This window comes from Lysinibacillus sp. CD3-6, assembly GCF_006351725.2.
Taxonomy (GTDB): Bacteria; Bacillota; Bacilli; order Bacillales_A; family Planococcaceae; genus Lysinibacillus.
Map to the genome: position 1 here is coordinate 2,550,252 of NZ_CP085880.1, position 15,509 is coordinate 2,565,760.

The following is a 15,509-nucleotide window of genomic DNA, read 5'->3' on the forward strand; positions in this document are numbered from 1 at the left end:
TAGCTACTGATCACGGCTTATTCTTGACTTTTCTTAATATAAATTGAAAACTCAACATGCTACTATTCTTCAAAAAGACACAAAAAAAAACCCTCTTGTTTCCAAGAGGGCGACATAGTGAAAAAACAATGGTTAATGAACCAATCACTATTCCCATCCTCGTGGTATTAAGTAAAAAATACATATTGGCAGGTATCCTGGCTTAGGTTCAACATTTATACGTCTTCCCATAGTTAAACTACAGTGACTGTTGTATAAACTCCCCATTTACAGTTGCGGGACAGCATCGGATTTACACCGATTTCCCTTTTAAGCAAATGGCAAAAACCATTTGCACCAATATATAGCAGTATTAAGTTATAAAAATAGCCTAGCAGAACTAATTTTTGTTTTCAATCACACAAAAAAATCCATAACTAATAATTATGAATTATTTACTACTATTTTAACATGAACGAGCACTATTAAACACGAAATGTTTTTTAGCTGAATCTGTTACAATGAGCGTATAGGAAAAATAGAAATGAGGATTTTTTATGTATAAAACGATTGGTGTGCTCGCACATGTCGATGCAGGAAAAACAACCTTTTGTGAACAACTACTCTTCCACACGAATAGTATTCAAACGCGCGGAAGAGTCGATCATCAAGATACTTTTTTGGATAATCATTCAATCGAGCAAGCTCGTGGCATTACCATCTTTGCCGAACAAGGGAGGATGGAAATTGGAAGTGATATCTATACGTTAATAGATACGCCTGGGCATGTCGACTTTTCACCTGAAATGGAACGTGCAATTCGTGTAATGGATTACGCTATCATTATCGTAAGCGCTGTAGAAGGTGTACAAGGTCATACTGAAACAGTGTGGCAATTGCTACGCCAATATAACGTACCAACCTTCTTCTTTATAAATAAGATAGATCGTGATGGTGCTGATGTGGGTGCCGTTGTGCGACAGCTTCAAAAAGAATGTTCGGAGCATGTACTTTTAATAAACGATCCATTGTGTGCAGATTACGTACCAAACCACATTGCTGAGTGGCTAGCTGAGCGTGATGAACAACTACTCGATGCCTTTTTGACAGAAACTCTCGATGCGCAAACATGCCTAATGCAGTTGCAAAAGTTCATTAAACAAGAGCAAGCATTTCCTTGCTTTACTGGTGCTGCTTTAAAGGATATTGGAATAAAAGAATTTTTATCACAGCTACCCCTACTTACAGAAACGCAATTCGACCATCAACGACCATTTCAAGGTGAAGTATTTAAAATCCGTCATGATGGCATGCAACGTTTAACCTTTATCAAAGCTTTAGAAGGAACTTTACATACACGCCAAGACTTTACATTTGGTGTTATGACTGAAAAAGTAACTGAAATCCGCTTATATAATGGAAGTCGTTTTGTCACAACACAAAAAGTGCAAGCTGGAGAAATTTTCGCTGTAAAAGGGCTAAGTATAGCAAAAATCGGTGATATTTTAGGTAGTACAATGACTCCTCAGCCATATGAGCTAGTGCCGACTTTACAAGCTAAAGTACAGTATGATGGGCAGCAGCATATAAAAGAAGTATTACAAGTATTCCGTTTGCTCGAAGCCGAAGAACCGTCGTTGCGCGTCGTATGGCATGAGAAGTTTCAAGAAATCCATGTACATATTATGGGTGTTATTCAACTTGAAGTGCTTGCTGAAGTGTTAAAAAATCGCTTGTCACTTACTATTACTTTTGGTGAACCTAAAATTTTATATATGGAGACAATTGCAACAACTGTAACAGGATACGGTCATTTTGAGCCGTTAAAACATTATGCAGAGGTACACCTATTAATGGAGCCAAATATTCGAGGTACAGGAAACACGTTTGTTAACGCTTGTCATGCTGATGATTTATCAGTTGGCAATCAACGACTAATTGAAAAACATCTATTTGAGCGAGAGCATCACGGTCTTTTAACAGGCTCCCCCGTTACGGATATACGCTTCACCCTTTTGACAGGACGTGCCCATATCAAGCATACAGAGGGAGGCGATTTCCGCGAAGCAACTTTCCGTGCACTTCGACAAGGGCTGGAACAAGCCGAAAATATATTGCTTGAACCGTATTATCGCTTCAAATTGAAAGCATCGAATGATTTTATCGGTCGTATGATGAACGATATCCAGCAAGCAGACGGTACATTTGATGCACCCGTCTTAACAGAGGAACAAGTAACATTAACAGGACGCGTTCCTGTTGCAACATTTATGCATTATAGTACTACTTTCGCTGCTTATACGAACGGCAAAGGATCAATATCGTTACAATTTGATGGCTATGATAAATGCCATAATAGTGAAGAAGTAATAGCGCAAATCAATTACAATAAGCAAGCTGATCCCGACTATTCATCGTCTAGTATTTTTTGTGCGAAGGGTAAGGGCTATTCCGTTCCTTGGTATGACGCAAAAGAAGCCATGCATTGCTTGTAATTAAACAACGACACACATTTCTATAGCAACACAGCGATTTTTAGTGGTTTATCGGCGGTTTCAACGGTTCTATCGGCGATTCCTAGGCTTTTATCGGCGGTTTCAAAAGTTATCCGCAATATCCATCAATATTATTCTCCTTAAAAAATAACTGAAGGCATCGAGAACATCTCGATGCCTTTTATATTTCCTATAAAGCTTTCTTTACTTTCGCAACAAAGCTATTTGCCGATTCCACAATTACATAACCATTACTATTCGTAAAATCTACAAGAACCGTGCCAGGTTTACTCTTTAAAATTTGTAATTGCTCGATCAGTTGAAGCAATAATTGATGACCATTGCCTCGTGGGTGCCAATTTAAATGATAGTCATTTAATTCTTTCACACTTTCAAGAAAGTGTTCGTATTCATGCTTTACATATTTTATTAAATCTAATATTTTATTAGTATCTTGATTTGTATGAACGACTAACGACAAATCTTCTAAATAGGTAATATAAAAACGCATAACCATTGAGCATAGTAAATCATTGACTCGCGCAGCACTTAAAATAGGTTTCTGCTCTATATTCAGCCTATCTAAATTTGGTTTCGCACGAATCGAATCAATACGTGTTATTAAATGATACGCCTCACCATTGACCTCATAAACAATTGGATTTGTTGGCATGTACATCATAAAGCTGTTCTTTTTCGTTTTGAGCTCGTCCGCCACGCTTGCTTTAGCAAAAAGGCAACCGTCATACACCTCATTTTGAATCCAAATGATATCTTTGTTAAAGAATATTTGATTAAATAAACGTTCGTTACGAATAAGTCCTGTTGCTAAAAACTGATCGACAAGAGCTTCAATGACCATTCTAGTTTTAGGCTGCTTGGCAACTTCAACTCGTGACAGTTTACAAATCTTCATATCTACATATTGCTTTTCTTGTGTTGTACATACATGAATATTCGTCATACGTGCACCTCAGTTCGTACATATTTTCAAAACAAATGTTGCGATCACATAAAAATACGGATTTCCTGCTTTGAGAGGAAATCCGTCGTTCAGCTAATCATTATCATTCATCAAGCAGCATCAAACAATGAACCAATGGGAGATATTTGGCTCGATGCCGTATATCCTTAATTCCTTTGGTATTGGTCGTTTGACGTACTGTGACGAACAGAACATTCTGCTTTGTCAACATGCCACCTCCTATTCCTCGTAGGGTTATGGTGTGTACTCGTAACAGGCAGGTCTCCTGACTTATGGTCATTGCTCCTTTTCACCTTCCCGTCCTTTGACAGTGGTCTTTGAAAAGTCGCTCACATTTACAGTTGCGGGACAGTGTCGGATTTGCACCGACTTCCCTTTTCAGTAAATTGCACGCAATTTACACCTATTACTACACGCTATTTAGTTGTGAAGGAATTCAGGGTACTCCACTTTCCTTATAGATTATTAAAATCAATTGTAAAGTAGTGTTTTTCCAAAGTCAAATTTCTCAATATATTCCATATTTCATTATTTTTCCTCCAATCTTTCTAACTCCGAATGTAAGTACTCTTTTATTACTTCGTTATTCTTTTTCCCATAGTGCGTTAACACCGCTAGCTGACACGCATCATCTAGTAAATAATTCTCTTTCATTCTATTACGGACAAACTCTATTACACTTACCTCGCGGGCATCGTAACGTAAATCTCCGCCTACCTTAGTCGTAAATATCCCTACTCTTTTTCTCATAGCTATTACTATGCTTCTCACTTGTCCTTCTGTTAAATTAAACGCTATCCTAACGTCTGCTGTTAGAATGTTATCGTTATACCACACTATAATTACCTCGCTTTCTCTTCGATATTCTAGCGTAAATGTACTTTTATAAAAATCCGCTAAATTATCCGAAATAGATTCGACAAAAACAAAGGAAAGTCGACCGATACTATTCGGCACAATTTTACTATATTGTTATACTACCGAGAAATCGATATGACGCAATACTGACGCTAATTAAATCAAGATTATAAATTTACATATTTTTACTTAAATATTGAATTATTCCTAATTATAATAACAATACAGACGTATCGAACCGGCCAACTTAATCGACTATTCGTTTCTCGATGCGTCTTACAGCGCAAAAAGTCGGCTTGTTTCAAAAATGATGTACGTAATTAAGCGGCACCAGGAAACGGATATTAGAAATAGGGGCTTGGAGGTCACGCAATTTCAACGCAAAAAAGAAGCGACCAACATTAATCATTGATCACTTCGTTAGCTTTCCGTTTTGCACTTTCTCGTTTCAATGTCGCGATTGAAATTCCAGTTAAGTTCGCAACTTGCGTAAAACTATTCGTTTCTTTTAGCTTCATCGCATGGTCAAGTTGCGCCTTTGTATACGTTGGCTTACGTCCTTCTCGATAGCCCTCACGTTGACGAGCAATTGCTTTGCCTTCTTGCGTTCGTTCTACGATCATATCTCGCTCAAACTCGGCAAAGGCGAAGAATATATTTCGGACTAACTTAGACGTTGGCTTGTTATCCATCGCACCCATATTCAGTATGTGAACCGTTATTCCATCGTCAATGAGACGCTTCACTAACTCGCTCCCTTGCGTAGCACTACGCGCAAGTCTGTCTAGCTTCGTCACCATAAGCGTATCTCCCGTTTGCAGGACTCTCAATACTTCATTCAATGCCGGTCTGTCCGTCTTAGTACCAGTAAAATGCTCCTCGTAAATAGTATCGCAGCCAGCTTCTTTTAACGCTTGAATTTGCGCATCTAACTCTTGGCCCGCAGTTGATACACGTGCATATCCATATTTAGTCATTATATCCGCCCCTTAAATGATACCTTATTATGATACCGTTCGATACCTTGATACTACTACATCGGCATAATGGTGTCAATTCTTTTAAGTTGAGATACCGAATACAAATATGTAAATTGTCAGATAACGATTTGTTTTCAGATGTAGCGCGTCCGCTAGCGCCTTCTGCCCGATGTTTTCGCCATATTTCGGAATTAAACGGAATACTTAACGCCACTTTAACGCAAAAAAAGACGGCAGTCAGCCGAAGCCAACCACCGCCAATATAATACTTTACCGCTTTAAATCGTTGATATATCGCTATTTATGCTTTGCCCTGAAACTTGCTAACTTAGCCGCCACTGCAGATTCATCAACTTTCTCCGATTTATCCTCATATTCCACTCGGTCGATAAGCATACCCTGGTGCTGCATGTATAACTTAGTCATTGACGCATTACCTAGCTCGGACTCACGGATGACTGCGCTCATGATACGGGCTCGATGTTCCTTAGTATAAGTATCGGTCATAGCGACTTTGTAATCTAACATAGCGTCTAGTTTACGCCAATTATACAGCGTGCGTACTTCGATACCTAGTTCATCGGCAATCTGTTCATAAGTGCGACGTTGTTTTGACGGTAAAATATCATTCTCGAATAGTAAGTTTGCCGCTCTCACCTGTTCCGTCGTCAGTTCTTTCATAACATCTCTTAGTGTTCTATTAGCCATTCCGCTAATTCCTCCCTTTTCGTTGCGTAATACTCATCAAATGTTCCTTGTTTACCTTCGCCATAGCCATCGTCATAGCGTTCTTTATAATAAACGTGGTATGGATAAGCGTTGATTTTATTAGCAATCATCTCCGCCAACTTTGCATAATCTAATGGCGACTTACCTTCAACTGCTGCCTTTATAAAAACTTTCGATATAAATAAGCATGTAAATCGTAGTGAGCGGTCTTTACATTCTGACGCAATATCTAATAATGCTTGCCATTCCAGTAACTTGGGTGAATCACTACTAAAAACTCCCTTTACTTCTAGTAATAGTGACGCATATTCTTCAAGAAACAAATGAATTTCCGGCAAATATTTGTAATACGCTTCTTCCGCCCAAACATCACTTACGACTGGCTTATATGAAGGTTGGTGTAAGATACAAAAACCTTGTTCAATGTCTCTCGCTTCCTTTTCCTCGCCTAGCTGTTTTATCCGCTCTTTTAATTCCTCAATCGTTAGAAAACGTCCCATCTAATCCCCTTCTTTCGTTGTATTAGAAAAGGCAAGCACCATGTAAATTCGATGCCCGCCTGTTTGATTTTTATAAGTTATGACGGTCTTTCAGCCAAAACTCTATTCCGCTCATGCCGTCACTCCCCGTTTTTCTAATACTTTTGCGACTAATTTGTCAGCAATTCGTGTAATATCCGCATCCTCACGTACTATGATACTGTCAGCAAGTTTAGCGATAGTGATTGCTCCGTTAGATGAACCCCCGCCATTTTGCGAGTATTGTCTGTTTTCACTTGCAGTAAGTACGCGTTCCCCTTTATGGAGGCGAGCAGAATACCCGTCATATGGCACGGAATCTAATCCACTGTAATGCGATTTCTTTCCGCCCTTTTCTCCGCCAAGCATATTTCCGACGAATGATACAGTAGAACTGATTCCGCTAGATAACCAGTCGGGCATCTTAACGGAGCTTATAAATCCGACGAAATCCTTGATGTTATCGTAAACAGTCGAAATCCATCCGCTCAGTTTCTCGAACCAACCCTGTACGCCTGCTAATGCGCCAGAAAGTATATCAAACGCACCTTTAACGCCAGTTAGGATAAACTCGACTAGCGGACCTAATGCGTTATCCCATAACCACTTAATTACCGTAGTTAGCAACTCGAATCCCTTTGCGATACCGTTAATAATCGGCTGTGCAATCGTCCATAAAGTCGAGAATAGTTGCGCAACAAACGAAAGAGCCGGAGCAATGACGTTGATAAATACAATTGTCGCAATGTCTCCGAGAATTTGAAGTAGGTTCCAAAGTCCGCTAAGATACGGCTGAACGACCGTCCAAAGGTTCGAAATTATGCCGGAAATAGTCGTAAGAATTGACGAAAACGCCTCTTTCAAACGGCCAAACACCGAGGAGAATTGCGTCACTTTTTCGGTAATGTACGCTTTTACTTCCTCGAATTTCGCTTTGACAATAGGTATAAGTCCGGCTATTTTTGGTACAATTCCTTTAATTGTCCCATCTAATTTTGATGCAGTTTCTGACGAGAATCCTAGCGCAGTTAGAAGGTCTATGGTACCACCGCCGCTTACTAGCGTTCCTATTCCGCCGAACACGCTTTTCACTTTATCGATCGCTGATTTTAAGCCATATCCGAATTTGCGTATAAGCTTGATTTGCGCATCCGAAAACCCTGCGTTCCCTAGAACGTCTAAAGCCGCTTTGTGCTCGCCTCCGAAAATGCTAGTCACACTTTTAAAGACGGCTTTAAGTTTGTCGAACGCGTCTTTAATCGAGTAAGAGAATTTCAAAACAAGTCTGGTTTGATTATCACTAAGTCCGGCTTCTTCTAAAAGGTTTCGTGCTGTTCCATATCCCTTAAGTCCGTTTTTAAATATCTCGGATACAGCTTTGAACGCGCCACTGATACCGGATATAACTCCCCGAACGGCTTTACTGTTGTCGTAGAGCGCTTTAACCCCGACTGATAAAGAAGCAATTGCGACAGCAATCAAAGAAATCGGGTTTGCTAGCATTGATACAGTTCCTATAGCGATTAATGCGCCAGCAAATATTCCAACTGCGCTGGCTGCATACATTAGAGGCTCGCGCCATTTCCATACGAACTTGCCGAACGCGATCGCCTTGTCGATGATACTTGCGAGTTTTTCGTCTATTTTGGCGGCCAATGAATTTAAAGTACCCTCCGAATTGTCAAACATTTTAACGATGCCGCCTAATGCAGCACCTAGTTTAGAGTTACCCATATTTCCGATTTGCCGCATGAACTTTCCGACTCGCTCACCTATTTGTGCCCAATATCCGAGGGTTGTCCTACCCATTGCGTCTACTGTTTTTTGTGTAATTCCCATACCGTCTAGCATTTTATTAATCTCAGCAATTTGTTTAGGTATAGCCATTTTCTTAATTTCATTAAGCTTTTTCTTATCAAGACCGAATCGCTCAACCATCGAGAGTGAATCCCCTTGCCACATTTCCTTCAAAGCGAAGGCTGCTCCATCAGTCCCTTGTGTCGGATCAAGTACCATTAAACGCTCAATAATTGACCACGCCTTACCCAATTCACCTACATTTTTAGTCATTGCTACTAACGACTTTGAGGACGCTAACATCTCGGTAGAATTGAGTAATGGGGAATCAATCGCCATTTTATCGACCATCTTCATATACGCATTGGACTTTTCATCGTCATTAAATATTGCCTTTACCGCGACTTCTGATTGTTGATACCTAGCTGCAGCGCCAATTGTCGCGTCAAATGCTTTAGCTGCTCCCTGAGCTCCTAAGTATGCCGAAGCTATTCCAACTAGCGAACTCTGCATTCCGCGTAATGAAGCACTAAGTCCATCGGCACTTACGCGCAATGAAGTTACTCTCGTAGCAAATCCTCCTATACGATTGGACGTTGAAGATACGGCACCTCCGAAACGAGTAGTTGCTGATTGTGCTCTCGACATACTTTCGCTTGTAGTACGGCTCGTTCGATTCATTTGGTCCATCATCTGCGTTAATCGACGCATACGGGACGACCCTTGATCCCTCATTCTGAAAACAGCCGTTAGATTTATAGCCATTAGATGCTATCAACTCTCTTTGCTACAATTTCAGCCAATCGGTCGGCTTGTTGGCTTGCCGTAATGTATCGTTTGCGTGCGACCTTATCCCCGTTGGCATATTCAATCGCTGCATTCAACGCTTCTAATCGCTTCTTAGCGTGATTTGCTTGTATTCGACCACTCATTGCAATAGCTAATAGTGGTACTTTTAAATCGTTAGCTTGTTTAACCTTAAATTGCGGCACTTTACCGTGTAATCGCTCTACTTCAACTACAAACGTAGCTGCAGCAAGTATTACTTCATTATCGTCGAGTAATTGCGTTATTTCTTGCTTACGTTTAACTAGTTTCATTTCCGTCTCTCCTTCCGTTTTTGAAAAAAGAAAAAGCACAACGTCCATTAAAACGTCATGCCTTGCGTCAATATTGCGTTATTCAGTTTGCTCTTGTTGCGCAGCTCGTTTAACGTATGTGTATAAAACTTTCGATTCTGTTGAACCGAGCGCTCTTGCGACTTGCATTGCGATTACTACGTCCTGCTGCTCGATTGTACCTTCCTGCAATTTCTGTTTTAATCCAGCTTCTACTATACGGAAATTAACACTTTTCCCCTTCGCTTGTTGTGCTAATAAGGCTTCTACATGTTCATTATATTTACTCATTATTATTTACCCACCTTCTCCGTTGTTGTCGGTACTACATCAATATACTTGTAATCTCTTGGCTTATTGCCGAATGTGTATTGTGACACTTGCTCTAGTAGTTTACGAACTCCGCTAATAGTTCCAGTTGCACCAAAAACCTGCGCGCTGTCTGTCGGATGAATCTGCGTCATGATATATCGTGTTTTTCCTGCTTGATGATTGGCAGTCACTAAGTCAGTTATTTCACGGTAAATATCGTTATATGCGCTACTGTACTCCTTATGATCATCAATACATGAAAGAATAAGGTCCCGAGCAAGCTGTAATTTCGGGTTAACTTTGTCCTCTAACTCCGCTCGAACTCCGTCAGCATATTCGGGCTTGTATTTCTCTATGACTTCAACGGAAGAAATTATAGTTTCAGGCATTGCTTGGTGAGCCAACGTTAAATCACGCTCACGTCGTGTGACAACCTCTTTTTGTAGCGCAATATCATCGTCAATCTTAACAAGTTGAGCCGTTGCATCCGTCCCATGCTTAACGCTTTCCGTGAACGTTTGCTCATACTGTGTCTGTAATTCTCTTAAACGTGAGCGTGCACTTTCTGCATCTTTTTGGAACTGTAAGAGTTTAGCCGCTCGTTCAGCACCTTCTCTTTTAAATTCTTGTAATAGTAGATATTCCTGTACTTTAATTGCCATGTGTTTTTATCCCCTTTGTTTTTAGTATTTGAATAACTTTTTCTAACTTGTCTATGAACCATAATCGCCATTTTGGAATAACTGGCGCTGGCTGCTCGTCTTGCTTGTCCAACTCGAATATTTCCACTAACATTTCCTCGTTACGAGTAACGTGATCGCGTGGGCCTTCGACTTCTCTGCGATAAATCACCGGATACTGAACGCTCATTAAGTCGCGATATATCTCTTTGCTATCCGTCTGCAATTCGTTAATTTCATACGCATATAAATCGTCTATCAAGTCGATTACATCGTCATAAGGCTTTGCAATTTCGCCGATTAAATCGGATATTCCCCGTTCATCTGTTTGGTAAATTAATAATGAAATGAACGGTACACCATGCAAGTTAACGATTGATAGTAAAGCAAAACGCATCTAATCACCGCCTTTTAATAGTTGTTGAATCACGTAATTAGCTGCCTCTGATTGTGCAAAATATCGAGCATCGAGCGTGGCCACATCTTCCGGCAAGAATATCCGATGCTGTCGTTCACCCTCGTCGATATAAACGCAATGTTCTCTGTTGTCGTTACTGTAGTAAATCTGCATTAATAGAACACCTCACCGTTGATAAATTTTGGTCGTGATGGTCGTTCCCCAATGATTCGGATACCATTCTTGTTAAACTGTTTCTTAACACGTCTAGGTTTCGTTCGCTTACCTTCGCCTCGATAATTCGATGTGTATTTTTTACGCTCCATATTGTTTTCTCTCCTCGCATTCTTCTTTAAAGCCTTGTTTCCAGGCTTCGATTTCTTGTTCGTTTGGCTCTCGTTTTAAGAAACGACTAGTAAATTTACTTACGAACGCGTGCCATAACTTGTCTGTAAATTGTTCGCTAGATTGATAAAAGTCATATACGTGCATGCGTCCTTTTGATGCGTTGCAGCTACGACAACAAACAACAACGTTTTGGTCAATATTGTGCCCAAGATAGACATGATCGACCGTGGCTTCTGACGATTCACATATGCCTCGTGTCATTTCTACGTCACAATAAGCGCAATTTGTAGCGTTTAATACTTCTTGTATAGTCACGTCAGTATAGTGATTAGCCGCGTTATGGCGATACTCATGTTTTCGGATGCGCTCGCGTAAGTAATCACCACTTTCGTATCGGGCTTTGCTGCGACATGATTTACACCGAGCCTGTCGTCCTTGTGGCGCAGTTGCCTGGCGAGTAAATTCGGTTAAGGGCTTAGTTATTTTGCAAATACGACATTTACGCATCATTTCATTAATCATTATTTTCATCTCCCAAAACGCTTTACTTTTGACTATTAACGTGATATTGTGTAATTATGGATAAATTCATTTAATTTTCGAGATTTGTCAGCAAAAATAAATAAACCTTCATCAAGCTGAATTTTTCGAACAATTTTCGCACGTGTCATCAAACTCATTTCTTGCGTTCCATTCTCGATTCTTGCGATAGTGGTATCGCCTACACCTACCAATTCAGCAAACTTTCTCTGTGACATAGATAAAGCTAATCGTAAATCTCGTAACTGCTCACCTGTCATGTCGATTCCCTCCTTTTGCTATCATTTGCTTACTAGCACCCTAAAAATAAATGCGGGCTATTGCCCTTCACTAATGTAGGGGTTTGTCCGACGGATAATATCGCGATAAATGGCTATTTTATCAACTTTTCCTGCAATTATTTGGGCTTGTCTGGCTTCGGCCAACGTTTTATATTTGACCATTTTCCCATGCTTGTAATCCTCGTTTTTCAACTGTGCTTTAAACATCGGTTTCTTCTTCATTATCTCCGATTCGATTACATATCCTGGCTGTGTTTCTTCTTGAAGTCTATAACGATCATCTATTGACTCGTTGTAAAGTGGTGAATAATATTCGACGGGTAAGTACGAACTGGTTTTAATAAATCGTTTCTTCGCATCGTGTGAGGCTTTACGGCATGCCTCGCAGCAGAATCGGCTGTCAACTCGCTTTGATTTCGCGTCACGGATATTATCTTCTTCGATAGCGAACATGTTCAAACAAAACATGTACTTGCATCTACGAAACTTCTTACGCTCTTGGACGTAATACGAGTAATCCAGTACAGTAGAATAATACGGCAACGCATCGAATCCATACGTATAAACTAACGCCATATATCGCAGCATTGACCACTCGATTACCGACATTAAATCGTTGTATAAATCCGTTACTGTGAAGTCCGCTTGCTCTACATAAGCCTTATCGTTAACAGGCGGATTCGACCGGATGCTCTCACGTTCATAATGCTCCGCTAGTTTCCCGAACTCTCTCGCCATTCCTTCAAGCGTTGTAACCTTCGCAGTTTTTAGCCGTACATCATCTACATTTGCAAAACGCTCCAGTATCGACGGACTTTTAGATTTCGGAATATCTTCGCTTGTCTTGACATGATGGTACGCTGTGAGTATTTTATGCGTGAATATCGAGCCAGGATAAACGTTTTCGTATGTTATCGTAATACCGTCAGCTTTTGCGATTTCAATTAATGCGCGACCCGCTAGTCGTGGTTTAGCTGCGATTGTTTTAGTCATTGCCTGTACTCCCCTTTGGTTAAATTCTCTAAGTCTAAAAATTAGACTACGAGCTTTCTTTTGCTCTATCTCTCTTTTCTTTGCATTCAATAAGATAATTAACGATATTACTAGCCCGTCTATTTGCGTCTTTTTGCAAATAGCGGAATATCTTTAAATCTTTATACACTCGGTCTTTATCGTATAAGTCTTTATATATACTAATAAACGATATAGCCCTATTCTAAAAATTAGACTGCGGCAATTCAATATCTTGACCACGCAAGGGAATCAGCGAATCATAAGCAACTTTTTTCTCCTCGATACGCCTAACCTTGGCTAACTTCTTCTCGTAATTCGGAACGGCATCCGGGAATCGTGTGATAAACTCGACTTCATCGTCAATCAACGCATTGAATGTGTAAGCATGGCTACCACGCGAACCACGCTTAAAAATATTAATCATGCCTAAATCACATAGTGTTTGAGTGGCTGCAGATATAGTACCCCGACTTATATTTAAATCGATTTCCATCGCGTCAAAAGAAGGCCAACTATACTTTCGCCCGATGTTATAATTCTTTAACAAATACGCATAAACTAACAACGTCGTTGCTTTAAAATCCGGGTGTAATGTATAAACGGTTAAAACAGCATTTTGAACTGCTACCCAACCGCCATCGTAATCGTACGGTAACGCCTTTTGTATATCTTTTTTAATTTCCGTCATAATATCGTCTCCTTTATCGAGAATTAAGAGCCCCCCAATCAGACGGGCATGTGTGCAGTTATTTGCCGATGAACTTATGCATAGCTGCGTCTGCTTTTGCGATTAAATCATAGTACGTCATTTCTTCGTTGTTAACTAGAACATGGTTGTCAAACAACATCCCCGAGAATAATTGATCTCCACCCAACCCTTCTACGATAGTGATTACATAAAAAGTTAGGTCCGTCTGCTCCACATCCGATGCTTTGTATAGACTAGCTGCGAATAGCCCATTACTTTTTTCATCATAAATTTGATTTTCAAAACCTGATGTTTTATATACAGATAGTCCTTTAATTGCCGTAAGTACCTCTAAAGCTTTTTGCTCATCTGTTTTTGTTACCTCGATAGTTTGTTGTGTTTGTCATAATAAAATCTCTCCCTTTTGTTTGTTTTGGTTTTGTTATATGTGAACGCCGATTGATCGACGGAAATGCCTCTACTAATTACACACCGTAAAACGTTTCTTTTTGGGACAACTTCTAAAAATAATTGCCTCTTACTTTATATACCCGAATGAAAATTCAGTTTCGGACAAGTATTTCATAATTTTCCCTATTAACTAAAGCTCCGTGAAATTAAAAACGTTATTACCTTATCTAAAATTTCGTTCTACTTTATACTGCACACTTAAACGTGCCATTTTGGGACAACTTCGACACTTTTGCGTAAATTTATTTCAAAATGCGGTATCATTATGAATTTGGTTGTGCGATAGTCGATTACTTGCATATTGCGACCTCCTTACTTTTCACAGTGGAGTGATTTTATATTTAGTTAACACTTTGAAGTAAAATAAGTCGAAATACCTACGAACTAATAGCGTACAATACTCGCAACTAATTCCGTTCATTTTAGCGTCGCTATTCCTTCGATGATAAATACGTCGAGTATCGACTAAGAACCGTTTTTAGCCACGTTTATAAAGGCGAAATGAAGGTAACACACTTTCCTATTTTCTATATCAGAAGATGTGAAGAATATATCTAGTGGAATAATCCACCTGTTTACCTTTGCATGAAAAAAAAGATAAGATATGTGAGGCAAACTTTAAATTTGTTACAAGAAAATACTCAACAGTTACATAGGAAGTGAGTGAAGAAGTGTATTGGATAACACTCTCAATGGGATTATTGCTTGTTATCTCGCAAGCTATATTATTAATTTTTATGTATCAAGACAATGAACTTCTATCCTTTGGTGGATTTAAGTCCCTTTTCGGTTTTTTAGTAGGTGTTACGTTGTTAGTTCTTACCCTACCAAGTCTAAAATATTTTATTCAAAAAGATTATGACGTTATTAGCGGAGATTGTACGATCGAAGTTGAGTCATTCGGCCGCCGTGCATCCGCAACTTTTGACATGATTGAAACTAATGAACAATATGACTTTTTCGATATCCCTGAACTAGATGCCTATGGTAGTTCAATTCCTTACTATTGTAAGATGACCGTTACAAAAGACCATAAACTTGAAATTGGTTATGAAATTTATGATGTTAAATCCCGAAAATTAATATTTAAAAAAGACTAGAGACAAATGAAACCGCCTCTAGTCTTTTAGTCTAAGCAGCAACAAAGACCGTTTTTTCATCTATATAGTACGCTATTACTTTCGTGATGAACGTCCGCCAAAACGTTCGGTTTTTCTTCTCCCTCAATCGCCCGTCGCCAATCTGCAACTATGCTGTATATTCTCGAACGTCAGCAAACGCTTATGATGTATGTAAACGTGTCGGAAATCCGTCCATTC

Annotated in this window: 17 protein-coding genes and 2 riboswitches; of the genes, 2 read left to right on the forward strand and 15 right to left on the reverse strand. The window is 39.6% G+C overall.

Annotated features, from left to right (window positions below; genetic code table 11):
- Window positions 1-169: 169 nt before the first annotated feature.
- Window positions 170-356: riboswitch (cobalamin riboswitch) on the reverse strand.
- A gap of 180 nt (window positions 357-536) precedes the next feature.
- Window positions 537-2,474 carry an elongation factor G gene (locus FH508_RS12390; RefSeq protein ID WP_172771616.1) on the forward strand — a complete coding sequence of 646 codons (1,938 nt, stop codon included), beginning with the start codon at window positions 537-539 and terminating at the stop codon, window positions 2,472-2,474.
- Between the two features lie 190 nt (window positions 2,475-2,664).
- On the opposite strand, the gene FH508_RS12395 is transcribed toward FH508_RS12390, so the two are convergent.
- The 15 genes from FH508_RS12395 to FH508_RS23945 form a co-directional block, all read right to left on the reverse strand.
- Window positions 2,665-3,438: a hypothetical protein gene (locus FH508_RS12395; RefSeq protein ID WP_172771617.1), complete on the reverse strand. Its 774-nt coding sequence runs from the start codon at window positions 3,436-3,438 to the stop codon at window positions 2,665-2,667.
- Window positions 3,439-3,696: 258 nt separating this feature from the next.
- A riboswitch (cobalamin riboswitch) is annotated at window positions 3,697-3,881 on the reverse strand.
- A 106-nt stretch (window positions 3,882-3,987) separates the two neighbouring features.
- On the reverse strand, window positions 3,988-4,296 hold the full coding sequence (locus FH508_RS12400) for a hypothetical protein (RefSeq protein WP_228134059.1): 309 nt from the start codon (window positions 4,294-4,296) through the stop codon (window positions 3,988-3,990).
- A gap of 422 nt (window positions 4,297-4,718) precedes the next feature.
- Window positions 4,719-5,294: a recombinase family protein gene (locus FH508_RS12405; RefSeq protein ID WP_172771619.1), complete on the reverse strand. Its 576-nt coding sequence runs from the start codon at window positions 5,292-5,294 to the stop codon at window positions 4,719-4,721.
- 300 nt (window positions 5,295-5,594) lie between these two features.
- Complete coding sequence (locus FH508_RS12410; RefSeq protein WP_172771620.1) at window positions 5,595-6,005, reverse strand: phBC6A51 family helix-turn-helix protein; 411 nt, start codon at window positions 6,003-6,005, stop codon at window positions 5,595-5,597.
- Window positions 5,987-6,526 (reverse strand): hypothetical protein, encoded by a 540-nt coding sequence (locus FH508_RS12415; RefSeq protein ID WP_172771621.1) that lies wholly within the window; start codon window positions 6,524-6,526, stop codon window positions 5,987-5,989. The genes FH508_RS12410 and FH508_RS12415 overlap by 19 nt, the downstream gene beginning before the upstream one ends.
- 111 nt (window positions 6,527-6,637) lie before the next feature.
- Window positions 6,638-9,052, reverse strand: a complete 2,415-nt coding sequence (locus tag FH508_RS12420; RefSeq protein ID WP_172771622.1) for a phage tail protein — start codon at window positions 9,050-9,052, stop codon at window positions 6,638-6,640.
- A 53-nt stretch (window positions 9,053-9,105) separates the two neighbouring features.
- On the reverse strand, window positions 9,106-9,441 hold the full coding sequence (locus FH508_RS12425) for a hypothetical protein (RefSeq protein WP_172771623.1): 336 nt from the start codon (window positions 9,439-9,441) through the stop codon (window positions 9,106-9,108).
- A gap of 78 nt (window positions 9,442-9,519) precedes the next feature.
- Window positions 9,520-9,750, reverse strand: coding sequence for a hypothetical protein (locus tag FH508_RS12430; RefSeq protein ID WP_172771624.1), 231 nt, complete (start codon window positions 9,748-9,750; stop codon window positions 9,520-9,522).
- Window positions 9,751-9,752: 2 nt separating this feature from the next.
- The gene (locus tag FH508_RS12435; RefSeq protein ID WP_172771625.1) at window positions 9,753-10,433 is read right to left on the reverse strand and encodes a hypothetical protein; all 681 of its coding nucleotides are present in this window, start codon (window positions 10,431-10,433) and stop codon (window positions 9,753-9,755) included.
- Entirely contained in the window at window positions 10,423-10,848 is a 426-nt protein-coding gene (locus FH508_RS12440) for a hypothetical protein (protein ID WP_172771626.1), read from the reverse strand. The genes FH508_RS12435 and FH508_RS12440 overlap by 11 nt, the downstream gene beginning before the upstream one ends.
- Before the next feature lie 315 nt (window positions 10,849-11,163).
- Complete coding sequence (locus FH508_RS12445; protein WP_172771627.1) at window positions 11,164-11,718, reverse strand: hypothetical protein; 555 nt, start codon at window positions 11,716-11,718, stop codon at window positions 11,164-11,166.
- A 35-nt stretch (window positions 11,719-11,753) separates the two neighbouring features.
- Window positions 11,754-11,996, reverse strand: coding sequence for a helix-turn-helix domain-containing protein (locus FH508_RS12450; RefSeq protein ID WP_172771628.1), 243 nt, complete (start codon window positions 11,994-11,996; stop codon window positions 11,754-11,756).
- A gap of 57 nt (window positions 11,997-12,053) precedes the next feature.
- Window positions 12,054-13,010, reverse strand: coding sequence for a hypothetical protein (locus FH508_RS12455; RefSeq protein WP_172771629.1), 957 nt, complete (start codon window positions 13,008-13,010; stop codon window positions 12,054-12,056).
- Between the two features lie 223 nt (window positions 13,011-13,233).
- Window positions 13,234-13,719 (reverse strand): helix-turn-helix domain-containing protein, encoded by a 486-nt coding sequence (locus FH508_RS12460; RefSeq protein WP_172771630.1) that lies wholly within the window; start codon window positions 13,717-13,719, stop codon window positions 13,234-13,236.
- Window positions 13,720-13,777: 58 nt separating this feature from the next.
- Window positions 13,778-13,906 carry a hypothetical protein gene (locus FH508_RS23945; RefSeq protein ID WP_255639583.1) on the reverse strand — a complete coding sequence of 43 codons (129 nt, stop codon included), beginning with the start codon at window positions 13,904-13,906 and terminating at the stop codon, window positions 13,778-13,780.
- A gap of 955 nt (window positions 13,907-14,861) precedes the next feature.
- Here FH508_RS23945 and FH508_RS12465 point away from each other — a divergent pair.
- The gene (locus FH508_RS12465; protein ID WP_228134060.1) at window positions 14,862-15,290 is read left to right on the forward strand and encodes a hypothetical protein; all 429 of its coding nucleotides are present in this window, start codon (window positions 14,862-14,864) and stop codon (window positions 15,288-15,290) included.
- The last annotated feature ends 219 nt before the right edge of the window (window positions 15,291-15,509 follow it).

Excerpts from the sequence above, each read along its gene's own strand:
- FH508_RS12390 (WP_172771616.1), top strand. The coding sequence starts at position 537 with ATGTATAAAACGATTGGTGTGCTCGCACATGTCGATGCAGGAAAAACA.
- FH508_RS12395 (WP_172771617.1), bottom strand. The coding sequence starts at position 3,438 with ATGACGAATATTCATGTATGTACAACACAAGAAAAGCAATATGTAGAT.
- FH508_RS12405 (WP_172771619.1), bottom strand. The coding sequence starts at position 5,294 with ATGACTAAATATGGATATGCACGTGTATCAACTGCGGGCCAAGAGTTA.
- FH508_RS12410 (WP_172771620.1), bottom strand. The coding sequence starts at position 6,005 with ATGGCTAATAGAACACTAAGAGATGTTATGAAAGAACTGACGACGGAA.
- FH508_RS12415 (WP_172771621.1), bottom strand. The coding sequence starts at position 6,526 with ATGGGACGTTTTCTAACGATTGAGGAATTAAAAGAGCGGATAAAACAG.
- FH508_RS12420 (WP_172771622.1), bottom strand. The coding sequence starts at position 9,052 with ATGCGTCGATTAACGCAGATGATGGACCAAATGAATCGAACGAGCCGT.
- FH508_RS12425 (WP_172771623.1), bottom strand. The coding sequence starts at position 9,441 with ATGAAACTAGTTAAACGTAAGCAAGAAATAACGCAATTACTCGACGAT.
- FH508_RS12430 (WP_172771624.1), bottom strand. The coding sequence starts at position 9,750 with ATGAGTAAATATAATGAACATGTAGAAGCCTTATTAGCACAACAAGCG.
- FH508_RS12435 (WP_172771625.1), bottom strand. The coding sequence starts at position 10,433 with ATGGCAATTAAAGTACAGGAATATCTACTATTACAAGAATTTAAAAGA.
- FH508_RS12440 (WP_172771626.1), bottom strand. The coding sequence starts at position 10,848 with ATGCGTTTTGCTTTACTATCAATCGTTAACTTGCATGGTGTACCGTTC.
- FH508_RS12445 (WP_172771627.1), bottom strand. The coding sequence starts at position 11,718 with ATGATTAATGAAATGATGCGTAAATGTCGTATTTGCAAAATAACTAAG.
- FH508_RS12450 (WP_172771628.1), bottom strand. The coding sequence starts at position 11,996 with ATGACAGGTGAGCAGTTACGAGATTTACGATTAGCTTTATCTATGTCA.
- FH508_RS12455 (WP_172771629.1), bottom strand. The coding sequence starts at position 13,010 with ATGACTAAAACAATCGCAGCTAAACCACGACTAGCGGGTCGCGCATTA.
- FH508_RS12460 (WP_172771630.1), bottom strand. The coding sequence starts at position 13,719 with ATGACGGAAATTAAAAAAGATATACAAAAGGCGTTACCGTACGATTAC.